Raw genomic sequence first — 17,680 nt, forward strand, 5'->3', positions numbered from 1 at the left:
GGCGGGCGGTTTCGGATCCTCCGATCCGAATCCTCTGACGTCGAAAGAGGCCCTCTCATTTTCGTCATCCCGGCGCAGGCCGGGATGACGAAGGTTGGGGGATGACGAGGGTTGGGGGGTGACGCGTCACCCCTCCCGAAGCCTTGCGCCCCCTTCACAAGGCGTCGAAGTCGATCACCCCATGCCGGTCGAGCGTCCGCGGCGCTTCGGGCATCGGATATTTGAGCCCGGTCGCGCAATTGAACAGCACGACGCGCTCCTCCTCGTCGACCTCGCCGGTCCGCAGCGCATCGCGATAGGCGGCGAGCGTCGCGCCGCCCTCGGGGCAGAGCAGTAGTCCATCCTTGCGCGCCGCATCGTCGACCGCCTTGAGGATCGCGGGATCGCCCACGCCCACCGCCTTGCCGCCGCTCGCCCGCACCGCGCGCAGGATCAGGAAGTCGCCGACCGCGCGCGGCACGCGGATGCCCGCGGCGACGGTATGCGCGTCCTCCCAGCGCTCGGCATGCTCCTCGCCCGCCTCGAACGCGCGGACGATCGGCGCGCAACCGCTCGCCTGCACCGCATACATGCGCGGCCGCTTCGATCCGATCCAGCCGAGCGCTTCCAGCTCGTCGAACGCCTTCCACATCCCGATCAACCCGGTGCCGCCGCCGGTCGGGTAGAAGATCGCATCGGGCAGCTGCCAGCCGAATTGCGCGGCGAGCTCCAGCCCCATCGTCTTCTTGCCCTCGATCCGATAGGGCTCTTTCAGCGTCGAAAAGTCGAACCAGCGCCCTTCCGCCGCGCCCTTGCCGACGATCGCGCCGCAATCGTCGATCAGGCCGTTGACCCGCCACACCCGCGCGCCCTGCATCGCGATCTCGCGCACGTTCACCTCGGGCGTATCCTCCGGGCAGAAGACGATCGTCTCGATCCCCACCCGCGTCGCATAGGCCGCCAGCGCCGCGCCGGCATTGCCGTTGGTCGGCATCGCGATGCGGGTGACGCCGAGCTCCTTGGCCATCGCCACCGCCATCACCAGTCCGCGCGCCTTGAAGCTGCCGGTCGGCAACCGCCCCTCGTCCTTGACCCAGACATCGGGGCCGTCGACGCAGCGCCGCAAGGGCACCAGCGGCGTCTCGATCTCGCCGAGGCTGACGATATCGTCCGTCCGCCGCACCGGCAGCAGCTCGCGCCACCGCCACAGATCGGTCGGCCGCGCCGTCAGCGCCTCGCGCGACAGGCTCGCCTGCACCCCTGCCAGATCGTAGCGCACCAGCAACGGCCGCCCGGCGCGCGACAGGCCATGCAGCCGGTCCGCCTCATAACGTTCGCCGGTCAGCGAGCATTCCAGATGCGTGACGAAGGTCGGGCGATCGATGGTGAGATTGGGGTTCATGGCAGCGATCCTAGCCGGATCAGGCACATAGCGTCCACTTGATTGACGGTCTAATCGTAGTTACAATCAGCCACGGACGTCACGTTCGATCCGGCCAAGGACGTGATCAACCGCGCCAAGCACGGCGTGCCGCTGGCGTTCGGCGCGCGGATCTTCGCTGACGCTGGCGTGCTGCGCATTCCATCCCCGCGACCGGAAGATGGCGAGGTGCGTTGGAAAGCGGTCGGCATGGTCGACGACCGCCTGTGGACGGCCGTCTTCGTCGAGCGCGCAAACACGACGAAGTTCATCTCGGTGCGGAGAAGTAACGATGCAGAAGCTCGCGGATACCATCGCAATCCCCGCTGATCCGAACGATCCTGAGGACTTTGACATCACCGAAGAAGCGCTCGAACAGGCGCTGATCGAGCGGCGCGAGCGGATGCGGATGCGCGGCGCGCAGGCAGCGCCGACCAAGCAGCAGGTGACGCTACGCCTCGACCGCGACGTGCTCGCCAAATTTCGGGAGACCGGACCCGGCTGGCAGGCGCGGATCAACGCGGTGCTCAGGGCGGCGCAGGTCTGACGACCTGTTGGTCCTCATGGCCGACAGGCAAAGGGCCTCAGTCAAACCCACCGCGCGTCGACCTCGCGCTCGAACCCGGCCGGCCCACGAAGGCCGGCCGATCCGCCTTACGCCGGCTTCTTCGCCACGCCGACCAGCGCCGGCCGCAGCAATCGGTCCTTGAGCATATAGCCCGCCTGCATTTCCTGCACGATCGTGCCGGGCTCGGCATCGCTTGCCACTTCCATCATCGCCTGATGCTTGTTGGGATCGAGCAGCGCGCCCATCGCCTCGACCTTGGTGATGCCATTGCGCGCGAACACGCTCTCCAGCTCGCGCCCGGTCGCTTCCAGTCCGGTGATCAGCCCCTTGAGCCGTTCGTCCTCCCGCAGATCGGCGGGGATCGCCGACAGGCCGCGGGCCAGATTGTCGGCGACCGACAGGATGTCGCGCGCGAACGAGGTGGTCGCATAGTTACGCGCGTCGGCCACTTCCTTCTCGGCGCGGCGACGGACGTTCTGAATTTCCGCCTGCGCGTACAGCGTCTGCTGCTTGGCATCGGCGAGCTGGTTTTCGAGGTCGGCGATCCGCGCGGCGCTATCGTCATGCTCGGCCACTTCCGGAGCGGCCTCCGCCGTATCCTGGCGCAGCGTGTCCACGTCGATCTTGGTGTCTTCGGTCATGTAGGTCCCTGTGTTCAGCCCATCAAACGGGCGAGCGTTGCCGCCGTGAAATCCACCATGGGCACGACGCGCGCATAGTTCAACCGCGTCGGGCCGATGACCCCGACCACGCCGATCACCCGTCCGCCCGCCCCGCGGAACGGCCGCGCGATCACCGACGAGCCCGACAGCGCGAACAGATTGTTCTCCGCGCCGATGAAGATTCGGGTGGCGTCACCGGCGCTGGCGCTGTCGAGCAGGCGCGCGATGTCCTGCTTGCCCTCGAGATCGTCGAGCAGGTCGCGCACCCGGTCGAGATCCGCGGCGGCGGCGGCGTCGATCAGCCGCCCCTGCCCGCGCACGATCAGCACCGGGCGGCGCGCGCCATCCTCGCTCCACACCGCCAGCCCCGCCTCGACCAGCGCGCGCGCCGCGCCGTCCAGCGCCGCCTCGCCCTCGGCGAGTTGCCGCCCGACGCGCGCGCGCGCCTCGGCGAGTGTCAGGCCGGACAAGGTCGCGGTCATGTAATTGCCCGCCTCTATCAATGCCGAGGGCGTCATGCCCGCCGGCAATCGGATGACGCGGTTCTCCACCGATCCGTCTTCGCTGACCAGCACTGCCATCGCCTGATCGGGCGACAGCGCGACGAAGCCGATCGAGCGCAGCGCCAGCTCGCGCTTGGGCACCATCACCAACCCGGCGCAGGCCGACAGACCGGACAGCGCCGCGGTGGTCGCGGCGAGCGCCTCCTCGACCGGGCCGCGATGGCCGGCGCGCGCCTCGATCGCCGCGCGTTCCTCCGCCGACGGTTCGAGCGCCTGCATCATGCCGTCGACGAACAGCCGCAGCCCGCGTTCGGTCGGGATGCGGCCGGCACTAGTATGCGGGCTGGCGAGCAGCCCCAGCTCCTCCAGCTCCTGCATCACCCCGCGGATCGACGCGGGCGACAGGTTGAGCCCCGAGGCGACCGCGATCGTCTTCGACCCCACCGGCATCCCGCTCGCGACATAGCCGTCGACCACCGCGCGGAAGATGTCGCGCGCACGATCGGTCAGTTCGGTGACGGGCGTAGCCATGACTCCTTATGTAGACGTGCCGCGCGATGCGGCAACAGCGGCGGCTGGCCGTTCGCCATCTGGCGACTGGCGCGGGCCCGCCCCGCCGTCTAGGGCTGCGCAAAGAGACCCACGAGGAGAATTGCATGCGCCCCAGCGGCCGCGCCCCGGACCAGATGCGCACGATCAGCATCGAACCCAATTTCACCCGCCATGCCGAAGGATCGGTGCTGGTCGGCTTCGGCGACACCAAGGTGCTCGTCACCGCCAGTCTCGAAGAGCGGGTGCCGCCGTTCCTGCGCGGCAAGGGCGAAGGCTGGGTGACCGCCGAATATGGCATGCTGCCCCGCGCCACCCACACCCGCGGCAGCCGCGAAGCCGCCAAGGGCAAGCAATCGGGCCGCACGCAGGAAATCCAGCGGCTGATCGGCCGCTCGCTGCGCTCGGTGGTCGACATGAAGCTGCTCGGCGAACGCCAGATCACGCTCGACTGCGACGTGATCCAGGCCGACGGCGGCACGCGCACCGCGGCGATCTCGGGTGCCTGGGTGGCGCTGCGCCTCGCGGTCAACACGCTGCTGACCAGCGGCAAGCTTACCGCCGATCCGATCCGGCAGAAGGTCGCCGCGGTCAGCTGCGGCATCTACCAGGGTACGCCGGTCCTCGACCTCGATTATGCCGAGGATTCGGCGGCGGATGCGGACGGCAATTTCGTGCTGCTCGAAAACGGCAATATCGCCGAGGCGCAGGCGACCGCCGAACACGCCACCTATGACGAGGAGGCACTGCTCCGCCTGCTCCGCCTCGCGCGGATCGGCTGCGCGGAGATCTTCGCGGCGCAGGACCGGGCGAGCCGATGAGCGGCGAAGGCGATACGCCGCAGGCGATCCGCAAGCTCAGCCCCGGCCGGCTGGTGATCGCCAGCCACAATGCCGGCAAGGTGCGCGAGATCGCCGAATTGCTCGGGCCCTACGGCATCGAGCCGGTGTCGGCGGGCGAACTCGACCTGCCCGAGCCCGAGGAGACCGGCACCACCTTCGTCGCCAATGCCGAACTCAAGGCGTTGCAGGCGGCGGACCTGTCCGGCCTGCCTGCGCTCGCCGACGACAGCGGCCTGTGCGTCGATGCGCTCGGCGGCGATCCCGGCATCTTCTCGGCGCGCTGGGCGGGGGACGCCAAGGACTTCGATCTGGCGATGCGGCTGGTCGAGGATCGGCTCAACGAAGAGCCCGACATGCCGCGCGCTGCGCATTTCGTCTGCGCGCTGGCACTCGCCTGGCCCGATGGCCATGTCGAATGGTTCGAAGGCCGCGTCGACGGCACGTTGGTATGGCCGCCGCGCGGCGGCAACGGCTTCGGCTATGACGCGATGTTCCTGCCGATCGGCGGCGAGCAGACGTTCGGCGAGATGGACGCCGCCGCCAAACATGCGATCAGCCACCGCGCCGATGCCTTCCGGCAATTGGTCGCCGCGGTGCTGTAAGGCGATGGCGGGCGTCGATCCGGTCCTGGTGCGGGGCTGGCTCGCCGCCCGCTCGCTGTCGCGCGACCTGCCCGCGCCGGTCGACAATCACGGCGGCTGGCGCGTCGACACCGGCGGCGCGATCGAGCGCCGGCGCTATCTCTTCGCCACGCCGGGGCCGGGCCTCACCACGCTGCTCGGGTCGATCGATGCGCCGGGCATCTTCGTCAAATTATGCGCCGACGCGGCGACGTTTCGCGCGCTGCTGCCGCCCGGCTGGACGATCACCGACGCCAATTGCATGATGGTGCCCGATCGGCCGGTGGCGGCCGCCCCCGTCCTCCCAATGGATTACCGGCTGAGCGTGACGCGACGTGGCGCGGTGATGCATGCCGTCATCACCACCGACGATGGCGCGGCGGCGGCGAGCGGCTATGCGGCGCAGCATGACGGCATCTTCGTCTACGACCGGATCGTGGTGGGAGACGCGCATCGCCGCCGCGGCCTCGGCCGTGCGCTGATGCTCGCGCTGGGCGCGCAGGCCGATCCCGCCGCGCGGCAGGTGCTCACCGCGACGCAGATGGGCGCCGCTCTGTACGCGACGCTGGGGTGGCGGGTCTATGCGCCCTATACGACGGCGACGATTGGATAGCCTCGGCCGGGTGCCGTTTCCTCCATAACGGCGCGGTCTTTCGCCCCTCGCCGACCGTCATCCTGCACAAGGGTGATCGGACGAGGCAAGCGGCGGTAAATCCATGTTCAACCTGGTGATGATGGGACGCGACGAGGATTGGGACGTACCGATCGGCGAGCCGCATGCCGCCAGTTTCCCGCTCTCCCGCTATCTCGAATATACCGACGTCGCGATCGCCGAGCGGTTGAAACCGGTCGATGCGGCCAGTCTGGCGCAGGTCGGCAGCTTGCCGGCCGTGTTCATGAGCGAGTTGCGCTTCACCGACGCCGGCACCCTCTATGTCACGATGCGGACCGGCCGCATCACCGATCTGCGGGTCGACCGCAACGTCATCCGCTACACCTTCGCGCTCGACCGTCATTTCGGCTGCCTGCCGGTCGAGGACCGCGACGCATTCGAAGCGGCGCTGCATCTCGGCAAATGGGAATTCACCCGCACGCATTGGGCGATCAAGGATGGCGCACTGGAGGACAGCCTCCTCGCGCTCGGCTTGACCGATCGCCGTCACGGCGCCGCGGTGCCGCCCGTGACGCTCGCGACGAGCGGCGAGGCGCCGGTCCCTTATCCGGTCGCCGACAGCGTCGAGAGCTTCCTGGCCCATGTGCTCGGCGGGACCATGGATGCCGATGACGTCTTCTACCGCGGCCATGCCGATCATCGCTTTTCGCTCGAACCCTCGCTGTTCCGGCGCAATCCGGACGGCGGCGTGCCGCGATATCTGCGCAACGAGGCGGTGATGGTCCGCGAGTTGCTGACCGCGCATCCCGACGAATTCCGCTCCGACACCTTCATGATCGACCGGCTGGTCCGCATGCAGCATTACGGCCTGCCGACCCGCCTGCTCGACGTGACCTCCAATCCGCTCGTCGCGCTCTATTTCTGCTGCTCGGAGAGCATCGTCGACGCGGCGGGCGAGGAGGTCGACGGCCAGGTCGTCATCATCACCACCAAACGCGCCGACATCAAATTCTTCGACTCGGACACCGTCAGCTGCATCGCCAATCTCGCGATGCTGGAAGACGACCATAAGAACAAGATGCGCACCGATCTGTCGATCGACGAGTTCAATGAGACCGACGAAGCCAAACGCCTGCTGCACGTCATCCGGGCGGAGAAACCGTATTTCAAGTCGTGCATCAACCCTGCCGACCTCAGTCGCATCGTCTTCATCAAGGGGCGCAACACCCATGCGCGGATCGCCTCGCAATCCGGCGCCTTCCTGCTCTTCGGTCACGACGCGCTGCTGCCCGAAACCGGGCACAGCAACCTGGAGGTCCGACGGATCACGATCCGCAACAAGGCGGCGATCCTCGCCACGCTGCACCGGATGAACATCAAGTCGAGCACCATCTATCCGGGCATCGAAAAGACCAGCGGCGAGATCGCCAGACGCTACGAAAACCGCGGGTGAGCGGCCTCAATAGGCGATCGACCCCCAAACGTTGCCCGGCGGCGAATAGCGGCAGACGACATAATCGTCCTTGGCATTGCTGGCGATCGCGCAGCCGACTTGCGTCGTGCCGCGCCAGACGATCTGCGAATAATGGCCGATGTCCTGCCAGCGCCCGGTGCGGCTCGACTGCGGCACGGGCAGGTTGAGGAAGTCCTTCTTCTCCGCGACCCAATGGCCGACCATCTCGTCGAACCGATAGGCGCCGCGCGATCCCATCCACAGGTTTTCGCCCTGCCGGGTCATCCCCTGCGGCTGGTCGGCATGCGCGAAGCGGCCGGTGCGGGCCATCTCCTGCGCATAGGACAAAGCGGCGGCGGCGAGCGGCTCGCTCCACGTCAGCGGCGGCACACCGACATCGGCCCGCGCCGCATTCTGGCCGGCGAGCATCGCCTGCCGCAGCAGCAGCGATCCGCGCGGGGCGGGCCCTTCGGCGGCGCGCGGCTCGACCACCCGTTCGGGCCGCTCGGGCACCTGCGAACAGCCGAGCAGCAGCATCGCCGCGGCGAGCCATGAGTGGCGTTTTGCGATCATCGCCGCCATATCGGCGTCATCATGGATTCCGACAAGACGCCGCTCGCGCTCTACGTTCACTGGCCGTTCTGCGTGTCCAAATGCCCCTATTGCGACTTCAACAGCCACGTCCGCGACAGCGTCGATCAGCAGGCGTGGCGCGACGCGCTGCTCGCCGATCTGGCGCATGAGGCGCGGGCGCTGCCGGGGCGGCGGCTCGGCTCGATCTTCTTCGGCGGCGGCACGCCGTCGCTGATGCCGCCTGCCACCGTCGCCGCGATCCTCGACGCGGCGCAGCGCTACTGGCCGCCGACCGCGGATATCGAGATCACGCTCGAGGCCAATCCCTCCTCGGTCGAGGCGGCGCGCTTCGCCGACATCGCCGCGGCGGGGGTCAACCGCGTCTCGCTCGGGTTGCAATCGCTCGACGAGGCGGCGCTGCGCTTCCTCGATCGCGCGCATGGCGTCGACGAGGGGCTGGCGGCGCTCGCCACCGCGCAGGCGGCGTTCGCGCGCGTCAGCTTCGATCTGATCTACGCCCTGCCCGGCCAGCGGCTGGCGGACTGGGAGGCGGAGCTCGCCCGCGCGCTGGCGCTCGGCACCGAGCATCTCTCGCTCTACCAGCTGACCATCGAGCCGGGGACGCGCTTCGCGACGGAGGCGGCGAAGGGGCGGCTGGTGCTGCCGGACGGCGATGCCGCCGCCGATCTGTTCGAGGCGACGCGCACGCTGACCGACGCCGCCGGCCTGCCCGCCTATGAGACCTCCAACCACGCCCGCCCCGGCGCGGAGAGCCGCCACAATCTCACGTATTGGCGCTACCGCGACTATGCCGGCATCGGCCCCGGTGCGCACGGCCGCCGCGGCGGCCTCGCGACGCAGCGCCACAAGAAGCCGGAGAATTGGCTCGCCGCGGTGGCACGGAACGGCCACGGCCTGCAGATCGAGGAGCCGCTGATCGCGCACGACCGCGCCAGCGAGGCGCTGGTGATGGGCCTGCGACTGCGCGAGGGCGTCGACCTCGCCCATGTCGCCGCGCTCGCCGGCGGCGAGGCGCCGGTCGACTGGAGCGCGGTGGCACGGCTTGAGACGCAAGGCCTCGTCGCCCGCACCGACGCCCGACTGATCGTGACGGCGGCAGGCACGCTGCTGCTCGACGCGATCCTGCCGCTGGTGGTGCGCGATGCGGTGCTGGCGTGAGTGGGTGATCGGGGGGCGCCCGCTGGCGTCCCCGTGGCCGGTTTCGTCGTGCATGCGGAGGTGCGAGGATAGGGCTGGCCGCCAGTCTTCACGGCGATGCCGCGAAGCCGCGTCCTTTCATTTTGCGACGACGATTGCTCAAGGTGCAGTATTCCCGCGCGGGCAAGACCTCTGCAAAAGTCCTGGCCTCGCCCAAAATGCGCCGTCACCCCCGATGTGTTCCGGGGTCCACCGTGCCGCGAAAGCAACGCCTTACGCTCTAGCGGAGCAATGGATGCCGAGACACGTCCGGGATGACGTTTCGCAGTATTTCCGCGCAGGCGGGAATCCAGTGGCCAAGCAGAGCAATGGCTGACGGCGTGAAGGACACTGGGCTCCCGCCTCCGCGGGAGCACTGATGCAAGATCAACGCTCTCGCGCGATAGCAATATTCCAACGTCGCTTCGTACCGTCAGGGAAAGCCAGCACCCTTCCCGATCGCGCCTCCGCGCCTCCGCGTGAGTCAAAATGCCGATCGCGCAGCGTGCCGACGCCGGGTCATTCGTGCGAAGCCGCCAGGACACGACGAAACAGATGGTCACGCGGAGGCGCGGAGGCGCGGAGAAGATGCACGACACGATAGCGCGCGGTCCCACCGTCGATGGTGCAAGTGCAGCACGGCACTCACGCGCACCTTCTTCGCGTCGTCGCGTCTTCGCGTGAACCCAAACCCCGCGGATCAGCCGCCGGTCACCCGGCCGGCCACCCTACTTCCCGAACCCGGCCGGTGCCGGCGAGACCGTCACGGTCGTGCCGTTCTGGATCTCCTGCACCTCCAGCGCCCGCTCGGCGATGCCGTCCCGGCCGAAGCGGAAGGCGCCGTCGATCCCGGCGAAGCCGTCGGCGTCGCGCAGGCGCGCCTCGGGGAAGGGCCGCCCGACCGGCCAGTCGCGCGAGATCCGTACCGTCAACAGGACCGCGTCATAGCCCAGGCTCGACAGGCGATAGGGCGCGGCATTGTAGCGGGCGCGGTATTTGGCGGCATATTGCCGATAGAGCCCGTCGGCGACGCTCGCGAACCAGGCGCCGTTGAGCGCCGGCTTGGCGGCGATGCTCGTCTCCGAATTCCACAATTCGGTGCCGAGGATGTGCGTCGTCGCACCGCTGCCGCGCTTGATCAGCGGTGCAGCGGTGGCGGCGCTCGTGCCGCCGTCGGCGATTAGCACCGCGCCATAGGGCGCCTTGGCAGTGAGCCGCGTCACCGCGCCGGCGATGCCGCCCGCGGTGCGGCCATAGGTCTGCAGCGAGACGACCGATCCCCCCGCCCCCTCGACCGAGCGGAGGAAGGCGGTCGAGGCACGCTCGCCGTACAGGCCGTTGGGGATCAGCCCGGCGAAGCTCGTCACGCCGCGACCGGCGGCATAGCGCACCACCCGATCGATCGACTGCGACGGCGCATAGCCCATCAGATAGGTGCCGTTACCCGCCACCGACGAATCGTTGGAGAAGCTCAGCACCGGCACGTTTGCCGCCTTGGCGATCGGCGCGACCGCGCGCACGTCGTCGGCAAGCAGCGGCCCGAGGATCAGCTGCGCGCCCTCCGCGATCGCGCGATTCGCCGCCGCCGCCGCACCGGTCGCGGTGTCGTAATTGGTGATCCGCACCTTGTCGGTGCCGGTATCGAGCACCGCGAGCATCGTCGCATTGGCGATCGAGCGGCCGACGCCGGCGTTGCTGCCCGACAGCGGCACGAGCAGCGCGACGCGGTTGCGCTGCGTATCGCGCGGCAGCCCCGCCTCGACCGGCTCGGGGCGATTGACCGCCGGCCGGGTCGGCCGGTCGGGCGCGGTCACCGGTGCACGCGGCACCACCGTCGAACAGGCCGCGAGCAGGCTCGCCGCGACCAGGGCGACGCTTCGCCGCAGCCAGCGCCGGGTCATCCCCGGCTGTCCAAGTGTCGCTGCCTCTGCCATGACGTCCCCCGTGGCCATATCCGAACCTTTAGAAGCCGGGCTCTACATCGTCGCGACGCCGATCGGCAATCTTGCTGACCTATCACCGCGCGCCGCCGACATTTTGTCCCGCGCCGACGTGATAGCGGTGGAAGACAGCCGCGTCACCGCCGGGCTGCTCCGCCATATCGGCGTCAAGCGGCCGATGATCCCCTATCACGACCATAATGCGGAAGGCATGCGCCCCGGCCTGATCGCGCGCATGGCGACCGAGTCGGTCGCGCTCGTCTCCGACGCGGGAACGCCGCTGATCTCCGATCCGGGCTATAAACTGGTGCGTGATGCCCGTGCCGCCGGACGGCATGTCGTCACCATCCCGGGGCCGTGCGCGGCGATCGCGGCGCTGACGCTCGCCGGCCTGCCGACCGATCGCTTCCTCTTCGTCGGCTTCCTGCCGAGCAAGGCCCAGGCGCGGGCGCAGGCGATCGCCGAGATCGCCCCGGTGCGCGCGACGCTGGTGCTGTACGAGTCCGGGCCCCGACTCGCCGCCTGCCTCGCCGCGCTTTCGGAGGGACTTGGCAATCGCGACGCGGCGGTGACGCGCGAGATCAGCAAGCGGTTCGAGGAAGCCGTCACCGGGACGCTCGACCAGCTCGCCGCCCGTTATGCCGATGCGCCGCCCAAGGGGGAGATCGTCATCGTCGTCGCCCCGCCGATCGCACCGCCGCCGCCGGACCCGCTCGACGCCGACGCCGCGCTCGCCGAGGCGCTGACCCGGCTCCCCGTCGCCAAGGCGGCGGGCGAGGTCGCCAAGGCGTTCGGGCTCGATCGCAAGATCCTCTACGCGCGGGCGCTGGCGATGAAGGGATAGCTCGTACCGGGCCGCCGGGACGCGGCGACCCGCCCTGGTCGCATTCGCTCACCCCTGGAAGGACCGCTGACATCGACGGTCACGCCGCCTGCGCCACGTCTTGCGACGAAGCGGTGACGCGGCACGCCCGGGTTTGCCGACGCCGCGCCGAACCGTGCCAACAGGGCGACAAAAGCAACGTTCTAACAAGACCTTGGCAATAATCCCCCGGCTAGACTGGCGGCCATGCAGATCGCCAGGACCAGCGCCGCAACCGCCCTTCTGATCGCGCTCGCCGGTTGCGGCGGCGGCGGCGGCGACACCAGCACGGCCGGTACTCCGGTCGCGGTCGTCACCACGCCGACCGCGACACCGACGCCGAGCGCCACGCCGACCCCGACGCCGACTCCCGCGCCAACACCGACGCCAACCCCTGCGCCGACGAGCTGGGCCGCCGCCGCCGGCGCGCTCTACGACGTCGCACCCGATGCCGCGACCTGTCGCGCCGGCACGCTCAAGGCGAGCGTCAAGGCGGATTTCCTCGCCAAGCTCAACGCGATCCGCGCGCTCCACCAGCTCCCCGCCGTCACCTATTCCGATACGGAAGATGCGCAGGAGGCCGATTCGTCGCTGATGATGGCGGTCAACAAACAGCTCAGCCACACGCCGCCGACCAGCTGGACCTGCTATAGTGCGAGCGGCGCCACCGCCGCCGGATCGAGCAACCTGATCGGCGGCTGGGGCAACGGCCTCGGCTTCGACAGCGAGGATGACTATCTCGGCCTGTGGCTGACCGAGGGCGGCAGCGCGTCGATCGGCCACCGCCGCTGGATCCTCAACCCCTTCCTCGGCAAGACCTCCTACGGCCGCGTCGCCCTCGTCCTGCCCGACGGCAGCCGCGCCAGCGCCGCCTCGATGCGCGTGTTCAACTTCACCGGCGGCATAGCGGCACCGGCGAGCGTGCCCGGCTATGTCGCCTATCCGTCGGGCGACTATCCGGCGCGCTATTTCAGCTTATCGAGCTATCTGTCGTTCAGCGTCATCGCCGGGACGACGAGCACCTTCGGCGCCAATGCCAACGTCCGCTTCACCAACGCGACGATCACCGTCACCGGCCCGTCCGGCACGCTCGCCGTCACCGACGTATCAAACGACAACGAAGGTTATGGCGTCGCCAACAACATCCAGTGGCGCGTCACCGGCCTGCAAGCGGGCGTGCGCTACACGGTGCGCATCGCCGGCGTCACCGGCGCGCCGCAGAGCGAATATAGCTATACGTTCCGGGTGGTGAGCTGAGCCGCAGCATAGCGAAGCACATCGCTCGCCCTCTCCTCGGCAGCCGGCAGGGCGGCCATAGACTCATTGGGCGGATCGTCATCCCGCCCCATCTTGCCCCGCCCCCGGCCCTGCGGCACCATCGCCGCATGCGCCCGCCCCGCCGTATCACCACCACCGCCCGTCGCTCGGCCGAAGCGGCGGGGCGGCGCGGCGAGCGGCTGGCCGGGTGGTGGCTGCGGCTGCACGGCTGGACGATCCTCGCCCGCCGCATCCGGACGCCCGCCGGCGAGGTCGACCTGATCGCGCGCCGCGACGCGCTCGTCGCCTTCGTCGAGGTCAAGACGCGGCGTACCCCTGCCGAGCTCGATCGGGCGATCGACGAACGCCGCCTCGCCCGCGTCGCCGCCGCCGCCGAAATGCTGATGGCGGAATACGCCGGACCGGGTGACGACATCCGCATCGACGTCATCCTGCTCGCCCCCGGCACGCGGCCGCGGCATATCGAGAATGCCTGGATCGGCAGCTGAGTGCGGGTGACATTCCGCCACCGCCACCCTAAGTCCCGCTCCCAGACCAACAGCCGCGCGAGACCCCGATGCCCCTTACCGTCGCCGTCCAGATGGACCCGCTCGACAGCATCGCCATCGCGGGCGATTCGACCTTCGCGCTGATGCTGTCCGCGCAGGCGCGCGGGCATCGGCTGTTCCATTATGCCGCCGAAGACATCAATTACAGCGACGGCCGAGTCTGGGCGAAGGCGCATCCGGTCACCGTGCAGCGCGTCGAAGGCGACCACTTCCGCTTCGATACGCCCGTCAGCCTTGATCTCGGCGCGCAGGCGGACGTGGTGCTGATGCGGCAGGATCCGCCGTTCGACCTCGGCTATATCACCGCGACGCACCTGCTCGAACGGGTCGCCGACCGCACCCTAGTGGTCAATGATCCGGTCAGCGTCCGCAACGCGCCCGAGAAGGTGTTCGTGCTCGATTATGCGCGCTTCATGCCGCCGACGCTGATCACCCGCAGCCTCGACGAGGCGCGCGCCTTCCTTGCGCAGCATGGCGAGATCGTCGTCAAGCCGCTGCACGGCAACGGCGGCAAGGCGATCTTCAAGGTCGGCAGCGACGGCGCCAATCTGTCCGCGCTGATCGAGGTGTTCAACCAGACGTGGCGCGAACCGCACATGGTGCAGGCGTTCCTGCCCGCGGTGGCGAAGGGCGACAAGCGGATCGTGCTGGTCGACGGTGTCGTCGCCGGCGCGATCAACCGCCTGCCCGGCGAAGGCGAGATCCGCTCCAACCTTGCGGTCGGCGGTTCGGCGGTGAAGACCGAGCTGACGGCGCGGGAGCGCGAGATTTGCGAGGCGCTCGGGCCGGAGCTCAAGCGCCGCGGGCTGATCTTCGTCGGCATCGACGTGATCGGCGGCGAATGGCTGACCGAGATCAACGTCACCAGCCCGACCGGCATCGTCGCGATCGAGCGGTTCGACGGCACCGATGTCGCCGCGCTGATCTGGGAGGCGATCGAGCGCCGCGTCGCCGAACGCGGCTGACGCCACCGCGCCGCTGGCGATCATGACCGACCTTATCCTCGATGCGATCGCCTGGGGCGGCTATCTCGGCATCGCGCTGCTGATGGCGCTGGAGAACATCATCCCGCCGATCCCGTCGGAGGTGATCATGGGGCTCGGCGGCATGGCGGTGGCGCGCGGGCAGATGGCGATGGTGCCGCTGGTGGTGGCCGGCACTATCGGTTCGACCGCGGGCAATTACGTCTGGTATCATCTCGGCCGCCATATCGGCTATGCCCGCTTCCGCCCCTTCGTCGACCGGCACGGCCGCTGGCTGACGATGGAATGGGAGGATGTCGAGGCGCTGCACCGCTTCTTCGTCCGCCGCGGCGGCGGGGTGGTGTTCGTCTTCCGCTTCATGCCGACCTTTCGCACGATCGTCTCGCTGCCGGCCGGGATCACCGGCATGCCGGTAGGGCGGTTCCTCGTCTGGACCTTCGCGGGCAGCCTGATCTGGAACACCATCCTCGCCGCCGCAGGCGTCTACCTCGGCTCGCGCTTCGCCGAGCTGGATCGCTACGTCGGGCCGCTCGCGATCGCCGTGATGGTCGCGATCGTCATCGGCTATGTCTGGCGCGTCGCCACCTGGAAGCCGCGGCGACGCTGATCCCGCACGCACGCCGCTGCGACAATTGGTACAGCCTCACCCGTGCGGATGCGCGTTGCGGTAGACGTCGAGCAGATGCGCCGCATCGACCGCGGTATAGACCTGCGTAGAACTCAGGCTGGCGTGGCCGAGCAGCTCCTGCAAGGCGCGCAGATCGGCGCCGCGGCCGAGCAGGTGCGTCGCGAAACTGTGACGGAGCGCGTGCGGCGTGGTGCGCGCGTCGAGGCCGAGCCGGCCGCGCGCCGCCTGCACCGCCCGCCGGACGACGCCGGGCGCGAGCGGCCCGCCCTTGGCGCCGCGGAACAGCGGCGCGTCGGGAGCGAGCTCCCACGGCTGCTGGCGCAGGTAATCGGCGATCGCGTCGCGCACCGCCGGTAGCAGCGGTACGATCCGCGTCTTGTCGCGCTTGCCGGTCACCGCCAGCGTCTCGCCGAGCGGTAGCTGGCGCGCGGGCAGCGCGATCGCCTCGCCGATGCGCAGGCCGGCGCCGTAGAGCAGCAGCAGCACCGCCCAGTCGCGCGCGCCGATCCATGGCTCGGCGGCATCGTCGGCGACGGCGTCGGCGAGCGCGAGCGCTTCATCGGGCGAGATCGGCCGGGGCACCCCCGCCTTGACCCGCGGACCGCGCAGCCGCGGCGCCTCGCCGCCCGGCACGACGAAGGCGAGGAATCCGCGCACCGCCGACAGTTCACGCGCGGCGGAGGCATTGCCCAGCCCCTGCCCGCGTCGCGCGGCAAGGAAGGCGCGGAGATCCGCGGCGGTGACGCGCCCCAGAGCCGCCGCGTCGACGCGCTCGCCCCAATGCGCCTGGAGAAAGGCGGTGAGCCGCTCAGCGGTCGCCTGATAGGCGCGCACGGTATGCGCAGAGCGCCGCCGGTCGCGCGCCAGATGCGCCGCCCACAGCACCGAAGGCGGCGGCGCAGCGGTCATCGCCGGGCGGTCGTTACGACTGGAGTTGTATTCTGAAACAACATCTTAACTCTCACTGGACATAGAGATCAGGTCATGCACGATCTTCCGACAGCGCTGCCCTATGACGAGGTCGGTCGGCTCGCTGCGCTCCATGCGCTGGCGTTGCTCGACAGCGAACCCGAGAAGGAATTCGACGCCCTCGTCGCACTCGCCGCCGAATTGCTCGGCTGCCCGACCGCGCTGCTGACGCTGATCGACCAAAAGCGGCTGTGGATCAAGGCGAGCACCGTGCCGGGCGCGCGCGAGCTCGATCGCGACGTCGCCTTTTGCGACCGGACGATCCGCGAGGACCAGCCGCTCGTCATCGGCGACCTGCGCGACGATCGGCGCTTCGCCGACTTCCCGCTCGTCACCGACGGCGGCATGCGATTCTATGCCGGCACGCCGATCCGTGTCGCCGACGCCAGCGGCACGCGCCAGCCGATCGGCACGCTGTGCGTGCTCGACACGCAGCCGCGCTCGCTCAATGCCGCCGGCCATGCCGCGCTGCGCCACCTCGCCAGCCTGGCCGAGGCGCTGATCGCCGCGCGCCGCAACGCGCTGGAAGCGATCCGCTTCGCCACGTCGAGCGAAGAGATGACCCGGGAGCTGGTGCGCAAGGAACGGATCTTCCGGCAGGCGGAGCGGATCGCCCGGATCGGTTCGTGGCGGCTGTCGATCGCCGATTCCCGGCTGGAATGGTCGGAGAACGTCTTCCGCATCCACGGCCTCTCGGACGGAGCAGTGCCGCCGCTCGACAAGGCGCTCGACTTCTATCCGCCGGAGGCGCGGGAGATGGTCAGCGACATCATCGCCCGGACGATCGAAACCGGCCGGCCCTTCGACTTCGAAACCGACCTCATCACCGCCGACGGCCGCCACCTCCGCGTCCGCGCCGCCGGCGAGCCGGAGTCGGCGGACGGCGTCGTGCAGGCGCTGGTCGGCGTGTTCCAGGACATCACCGAACGGTTCGAGCTTGAGACGCGGCTGCGCCATTCCGCCGATACCGATGCGCTGACCGGCATCCCCAATCGCGCCGCCTTCGATCGCGAGCTCGACCGGGCGATGGATCGCGCCCGCGTCGAGGGCACGCCGCTGATGCTCGCGCTGATCGACCTCGACGGGTTCAAGGGCATCAACGATTCGCTCGGCCATGCCGTCGGTGACGACGTGCTGCGGATGACGGGCGCGGCGCTGAGCGAGCCGTGGCTCCACGGCTGCTTCGCGGCGCGGATCGGCGGCGACGAATTCGCGGTGGTGATCACCGACCCCGCGCTGATCGCCGATCCCGACGCCTTGCGCGGCCGGCTCGAATCGGCGTTGCACATCCCGGTCGAGGCGGGCGGCATCACGATGACCAGTGCCGGCTCGGTCGGCCTCGCGCTGTTCGATCAGGACTGCCACTCGCTCCGCGACTTCGCGCGACGTGCCGACGTGGTGCTCTACGCCGCCAAGCGCGCCCGGGTCGGGCAGCGCCCCGGCGTCCGCCGCGCCGCATAAAGCTTTCCGCCGACTCGCCTAATCCCCATATG

General features: G+C 69.4%; 19 protein-coding genes. 13 read left to right on the plus strand and 6 right to left on the minus strand.

The window, feature by feature from the left end; genetic code table 11:
• Nucleotides 1-154 precede the first annotated feature (154 nt).
• Nucleotides 155-1,381, minus strand: a complete 1,227-nt coding sequence (locus PBN85_RS13710) for a threonine synthase (protein ID WP_271299346.1) — start codon at nucleotides 1,379-1,381, stop codon at nucleotides 155-157.
• Nucleotides 1,382-1,483: 102 nt separating this feature from the next.
• On the opposite strand from PBN85_RS13710, the gene PBN85_RS13715 reads away from it, so the two are divergent.
• Together PBN85_RS13715 and PBN85_RS13720 are read left to right on the plus strand one after the other, a co-directional pair.
• Complete coding sequence (locus tag PBN85_RS13715) at nucleotides 1,484-1,729, plus strand: BrnT family toxin (protein ID WP_271299347.1); 246 nt, start codon at nucleotides 1,484-1,486, stop codon at nucleotides 1,727-1,729.
• On the plus strand, nucleotides 1,692-1,946 hold the full coding sequence (locus PBN85_RS13720; protein ID WP_271299348.1) for a BrnA antitoxin family protein: 255 nt from the start codon (nucleotides 1,692-1,694) through the stop codon (nucleotides 1,944-1,946). The genes PBN85_RS13715 and PBN85_RS13720 overlap by 38 nt, the downstream gene beginning before the upstream one ends.
• Nucleotides 1,947-2,053: 107 nt before the next feature.
• Here the strand turns inward: PBN85_RS13720 and grpE are convergent, their stop codons facing one another.
• Nucleotides 2,054-2,608, minus strand: coding sequence for a nucleotide exchange factor GrpE (gene grpE, locus PBN85_RS13725; RefSeq protein WP_037534260.1), 555 nt, complete (start codon nucleotides 2,606-2,608; stop codon nucleotides 2,054-2,056).
• Between the two features lie 14 nt (nucleotides 2,609-2,622).
• Nucleotides 2,623-3,663, minus strand: coding sequence for a heat-inducible transcriptional repressor HrcA (gene hrcA / locus PBN85_RS13730; protein ID WP_037534261.1), 1,041 nt, complete (start codon nucleotides 3,661-3,663; stop codon nucleotides 2,623-2,625).
• A 125-nt stretch (nucleotides 3,664-3,788) separates the two neighbouring features.
• Between hrcA and rph the strand changes: the two genes are divergently transcribed.
• The 4 genes from rph (at nucleotide 3,789) to PBN85_RS13750 (ending at nucleotide 7,209) form a co-directional block, all read left to right on the plus strand.
• A complete protein-coding gene (gene rph / locus PBN85_RS13735) occupies nucleotides 3,789-4,502 on the plus strand; it encodes a ribonuclease PH (protein WP_037534263.1) in 714 nt (237 codons plus the stop codon).
• The gene (gene rdgB / locus PBN85_RS13740) at nucleotides 4,499-5,125 is read left to right on the plus strand and encodes an RdgB/HAM1 family non-canonical purine NTP pyrophosphatase (RefSeq protein WP_271299349.1); all 627 of its coding nucleotides are present in this window, start codon (nucleotides 4,499-4,501) and stop codon (nucleotides 5,123-5,125) included. The genes rph and rdgB overlap by 4 nt, the downstream gene beginning before the upstream one ends.
• Before the next feature lie 28 nt (nucleotides 5,126-5,153).
• Nucleotides 5,154-5,756 carry a GNAT family N-acetyltransferase gene (locus PBN85_RS13745; RefSeq protein ID WP_271299350.1) on the plus strand — a complete coding sequence of 201 codons (603 nt, stop codon included), beginning with the start codon at nucleotides 5,154-5,156 and terminating at the stop codon, nucleotides 5,754-5,756.
• 103 nt (nucleotides 5,757-5,859) lie between these two features.
• Nucleotides 5,860-7,209, plus strand: coding sequence for an FRG domain-containing protein (locus PBN85_RS13750; RefSeq protein ID WP_271299351.1), 1,350 nt, complete (start codon nucleotides 5,860-5,862; stop codon nucleotides 7,207-7,209).
• A gap of 6 nt (nucleotides 7,210-7,215) precedes the next feature.
• Here PBN85_RS13750 and PBN85_RS13755 read toward each other — a convergent pair whose 3' ends face one another.
• The gene (locus PBN85_RS13755; RefSeq protein WP_333781833.1) at nucleotides 7,216-7,782 is read right to left on the minus strand and encodes a CAP domain-containing protein; all 567 of its coding nucleotides are present in this window, start codon (nucleotides 7,780-7,782) and stop codon (nucleotides 7,216-7,218) included.
• Nucleotides 7,783-7,803: 21 nt separating this feature from the next.
• Here PBN85_RS13755 and hemW point away from each other — a divergent pair, with 21 nt between their 5' ends.
• Nucleotides 7,804-8,961 (plus strand): radical SAM family heme chaperone HemW, encoded by a 1,158-nt coding sequence (gene hemW / locus PBN85_RS13760; protein ID WP_271299352.1) that lies wholly within the window; start codon nucleotides 7,804-7,806, stop codon nucleotides 8,959-8,961.
• A 746-nt stretch (nucleotides 8,962-9,707) separates the two neighbouring features.
• Here hemW and PBN85_RS13765 read toward each other — a convergent pair.
• Nucleotides 9,708-10,913 (minus strand): penicillin-binding protein activator, encoded by a 1,206-nt coding sequence (locus tag PBN85_RS13765; RefSeq protein ID WP_373276444.1) that lies wholly within the window; start codon nucleotides 10,911-10,913, stop codon nucleotides 9,708-9,710.
• Between PBN85_RS13765 and rsmI the strand changes: the two genes are divergently transcribed.
• The 5 genes from rsmI (at nucleotide 10,912) to PBN85_RS13790 (ending at nucleotide 15,197) form a co-directional block, all read left to right on the plus strand.
• Complete coding sequence (gene rsmI / locus PBN85_RS13770) at nucleotides 10,912-11,763, plus strand: 16S rRNA (cytidine(1402)-2'-O)-methyltransferase (protein WP_271299354.1); 852 nt, start codon at nucleotides 10,912-10,914, stop codon at nucleotides 11,761-11,763. The genes PBN85_RS13765 and rsmI overlap by 2 nt on opposite strands.
• A gap of 225 nt (nucleotides 11,764-11,988) precedes the next feature.
• Complete coding sequence (locus PBN85_RS13775) at nucleotides 11,989-13,038, plus strand: CAP domain-containing protein (RefSeq protein WP_271299355.1); 1,050 nt, start codon at nucleotides 11,989-11,991, stop codon at nucleotides 13,036-13,038.
• 128 nt (nucleotides 13,039-13,166) lie between these two features.
• Entirely contained in the window at nucleotides 13,167-13,547 is a 381-nt protein-coding gene (locus tag PBN85_RS13780) for a YraN family protein (RefSeq protein WP_271299356.1), read from the plus strand.
• A 68-nt stretch (nucleotides 13,548-13,615) separates the two neighbouring features.
• Nucleotides 13,616-14,572 carry a glutathione synthase gene (gene gshB, locus PBN85_RS13785; protein ID WP_271299357.1) on the plus strand — a complete coding sequence of 319 codons (957 nt, stop codon included), beginning with the start codon at nucleotides 13,616-13,618 and terminating at the stop codon, nucleotides 14,570-14,572.
• 22 nt (nucleotides 14,573-14,594) lie between these two features.
• On the plus strand, nucleotides 14,595-15,197 hold the full coding sequence (locus PBN85_RS13790) for a DedA family protein (RefSeq protein WP_271299358.1): 603 nt from the start codon (nucleotides 14,595-14,597) through the stop codon (nucleotides 15,195-15,197).
• A 36-nt stretch (nucleotides 15,198-15,233) separates the two neighbouring features.
• On the opposite strand, the gene PBN85_RS13795 is transcribed toward PBN85_RS13790, so the two are convergent.
• On the minus strand, nucleotides 15,234-16,127 hold the full coding sequence (locus tag PBN85_RS13795) for a tyrosine recombinase XerC (RefSeq protein ID WP_271299359.1): 894 nt from the start codon (nucleotides 16,125-16,127) through the stop codon (nucleotides 15,234-15,236).
• Between the two features lie 75 nt (nucleotides 16,128-16,202).
• Between PBN85_RS13795 and PBN85_RS13800 the strand changes: the two genes are divergently transcribed.
• A complete protein-coding gene (locus PBN85_RS13800) occupies nucleotides 16,203-17,648 on the plus strand; it encodes a diguanylate cyclase domain-containing protein (protein ID WP_037535484.1) in 1,446 nt (481 codons plus the stop codon).
• Nucleotides 17,649-17,680 lie beyond the last annotated feature (32 nt).

Origin of the sequence: Sphingomonas sp. CV7422 (genome assembly GCF_027945725.1) — a bacterium.
Lineage (GTDB): Bacteria > Pseudomonadota > Alphaproteobacteria > Sphingomonadales > Sphingomonadaceae > Sphingomonas > Sphingomonas kyungheensis.

Excerpts from the sequence above, each read along its gene's own strand:
- PBN85_RS13710 (WP_271299346.1), bottom strand. The coding sequence starts at position 1,381 with ATGAACCCCAATCTCACCATCGATCGCCCGACCTTCGTCACGCATCTG.
- PBN85_RS13720 (WP_271299348.1), top strand. The coding sequence starts at position 1,692 with ATGCAGAAGCTCGCGGATACCATCGCAATCCCCGCTGATCCGAACGAT.
- grpE (WP_037534260.1), bottom strand. The coding sequence starts at position 2,608 with ATGACCGAAGACACCAAGATCGACGTGGACACGCTGCGCCAGGATACG.
- hrcA (WP_037534261.1), bottom strand. The coding sequence starts at position 3,663 with ATGGCTACGCCCGTCACCGAACTGACCGATCGTGCGCGCGACATCTTC.
- rph (WP_037534263.1), top strand. The coding sequence starts at position 3,789 with ATGCGCCCCAGCGGCCGCGCCCCGGACCAGATGCGCACGATCAGCATC.
- rdgB (WP_271299349.1), top strand. The coding sequence starts at position 4,499 with ATGAGCGGCGAAGGCGATACGCCGCAGGCGATCCGCAAGCTCAGCCCC.
- PBN85_RS13750 (WP_271299351.1), top strand. The coding sequence starts at position 5,860 with ATGTTCAACCTGGTGATGATGGGACGCGACGAGGATTGGGACGTACCG.
- PBN85_RS13755 (WP_333781833.1), bottom strand. The coding sequence starts at position 7,782 with ATGATCGCAAAACGCCACTCATGGCTCGCCGCGGCGATGCTGCTGCTC.
- hemW (WP_271299352.1), top strand. The coding sequence starts at position 7,804 with ATGGATTCCGACAAGACGCCGCTCGCGCTCTACGTTCACTGGCCGTTC.
- rsmI (WP_271299354.1), top strand. The coding sequence starts at position 10,912 with ATGACGTCCCCCGTGGCCATATCCGAACCTTTAGAAGCCGGGCTCTAC.
- PBN85_RS13765 (WP_373276444.1), bottom strand. The coding sequence starts at position 10,913 with ATGGCAGAGGCAGCGACACTTGGACAGCCGGGGATGACCCGGCGCTGG.
- PBN85_RS13775 (WP_271299355.1), top strand. The coding sequence starts at position 11,989 with ATGCAGATCGCCAGGACCAGCGCCGCAACCGCCCTTCTGATCGCGCTC.
- PBN85_RS13780 (WP_271299356.1), top strand. The coding sequence starts at position 13,167 with ATGCGCCCGCCCCGCCGTATCACCACCACCGCCCGTCGCTCGGCCGAA.
- gshB (WP_271299357.1), top strand. The coding sequence starts at position 13,616 with ATGCCCCTTACCGTCGCCGTCCAGATGGACCCGCTCGACAGCATCGCC.
- PBN85_RS13790 (WP_271299358.1), top strand. The coding sequence starts at position 14,595 with ATGACCGACCTTATCCTCGATGCGATCGCCTGGGGCGGCTATCTCGGC.
- PBN85_RS13795 (WP_271299359.1), bottom strand. The coding sequence starts at position 16,127 with ATGACCGCTGCGCCGCCGCCTTCGGTGCTGTGGGCGGCGCATCTGGCG.
- PBN85_RS13800 (WP_037535484.1), top strand. The coding sequence starts at position 16,203 with ATGCACGATCTTCCGACAGCGCTGCCCTATGACGAGGTCGGTCGGCTC.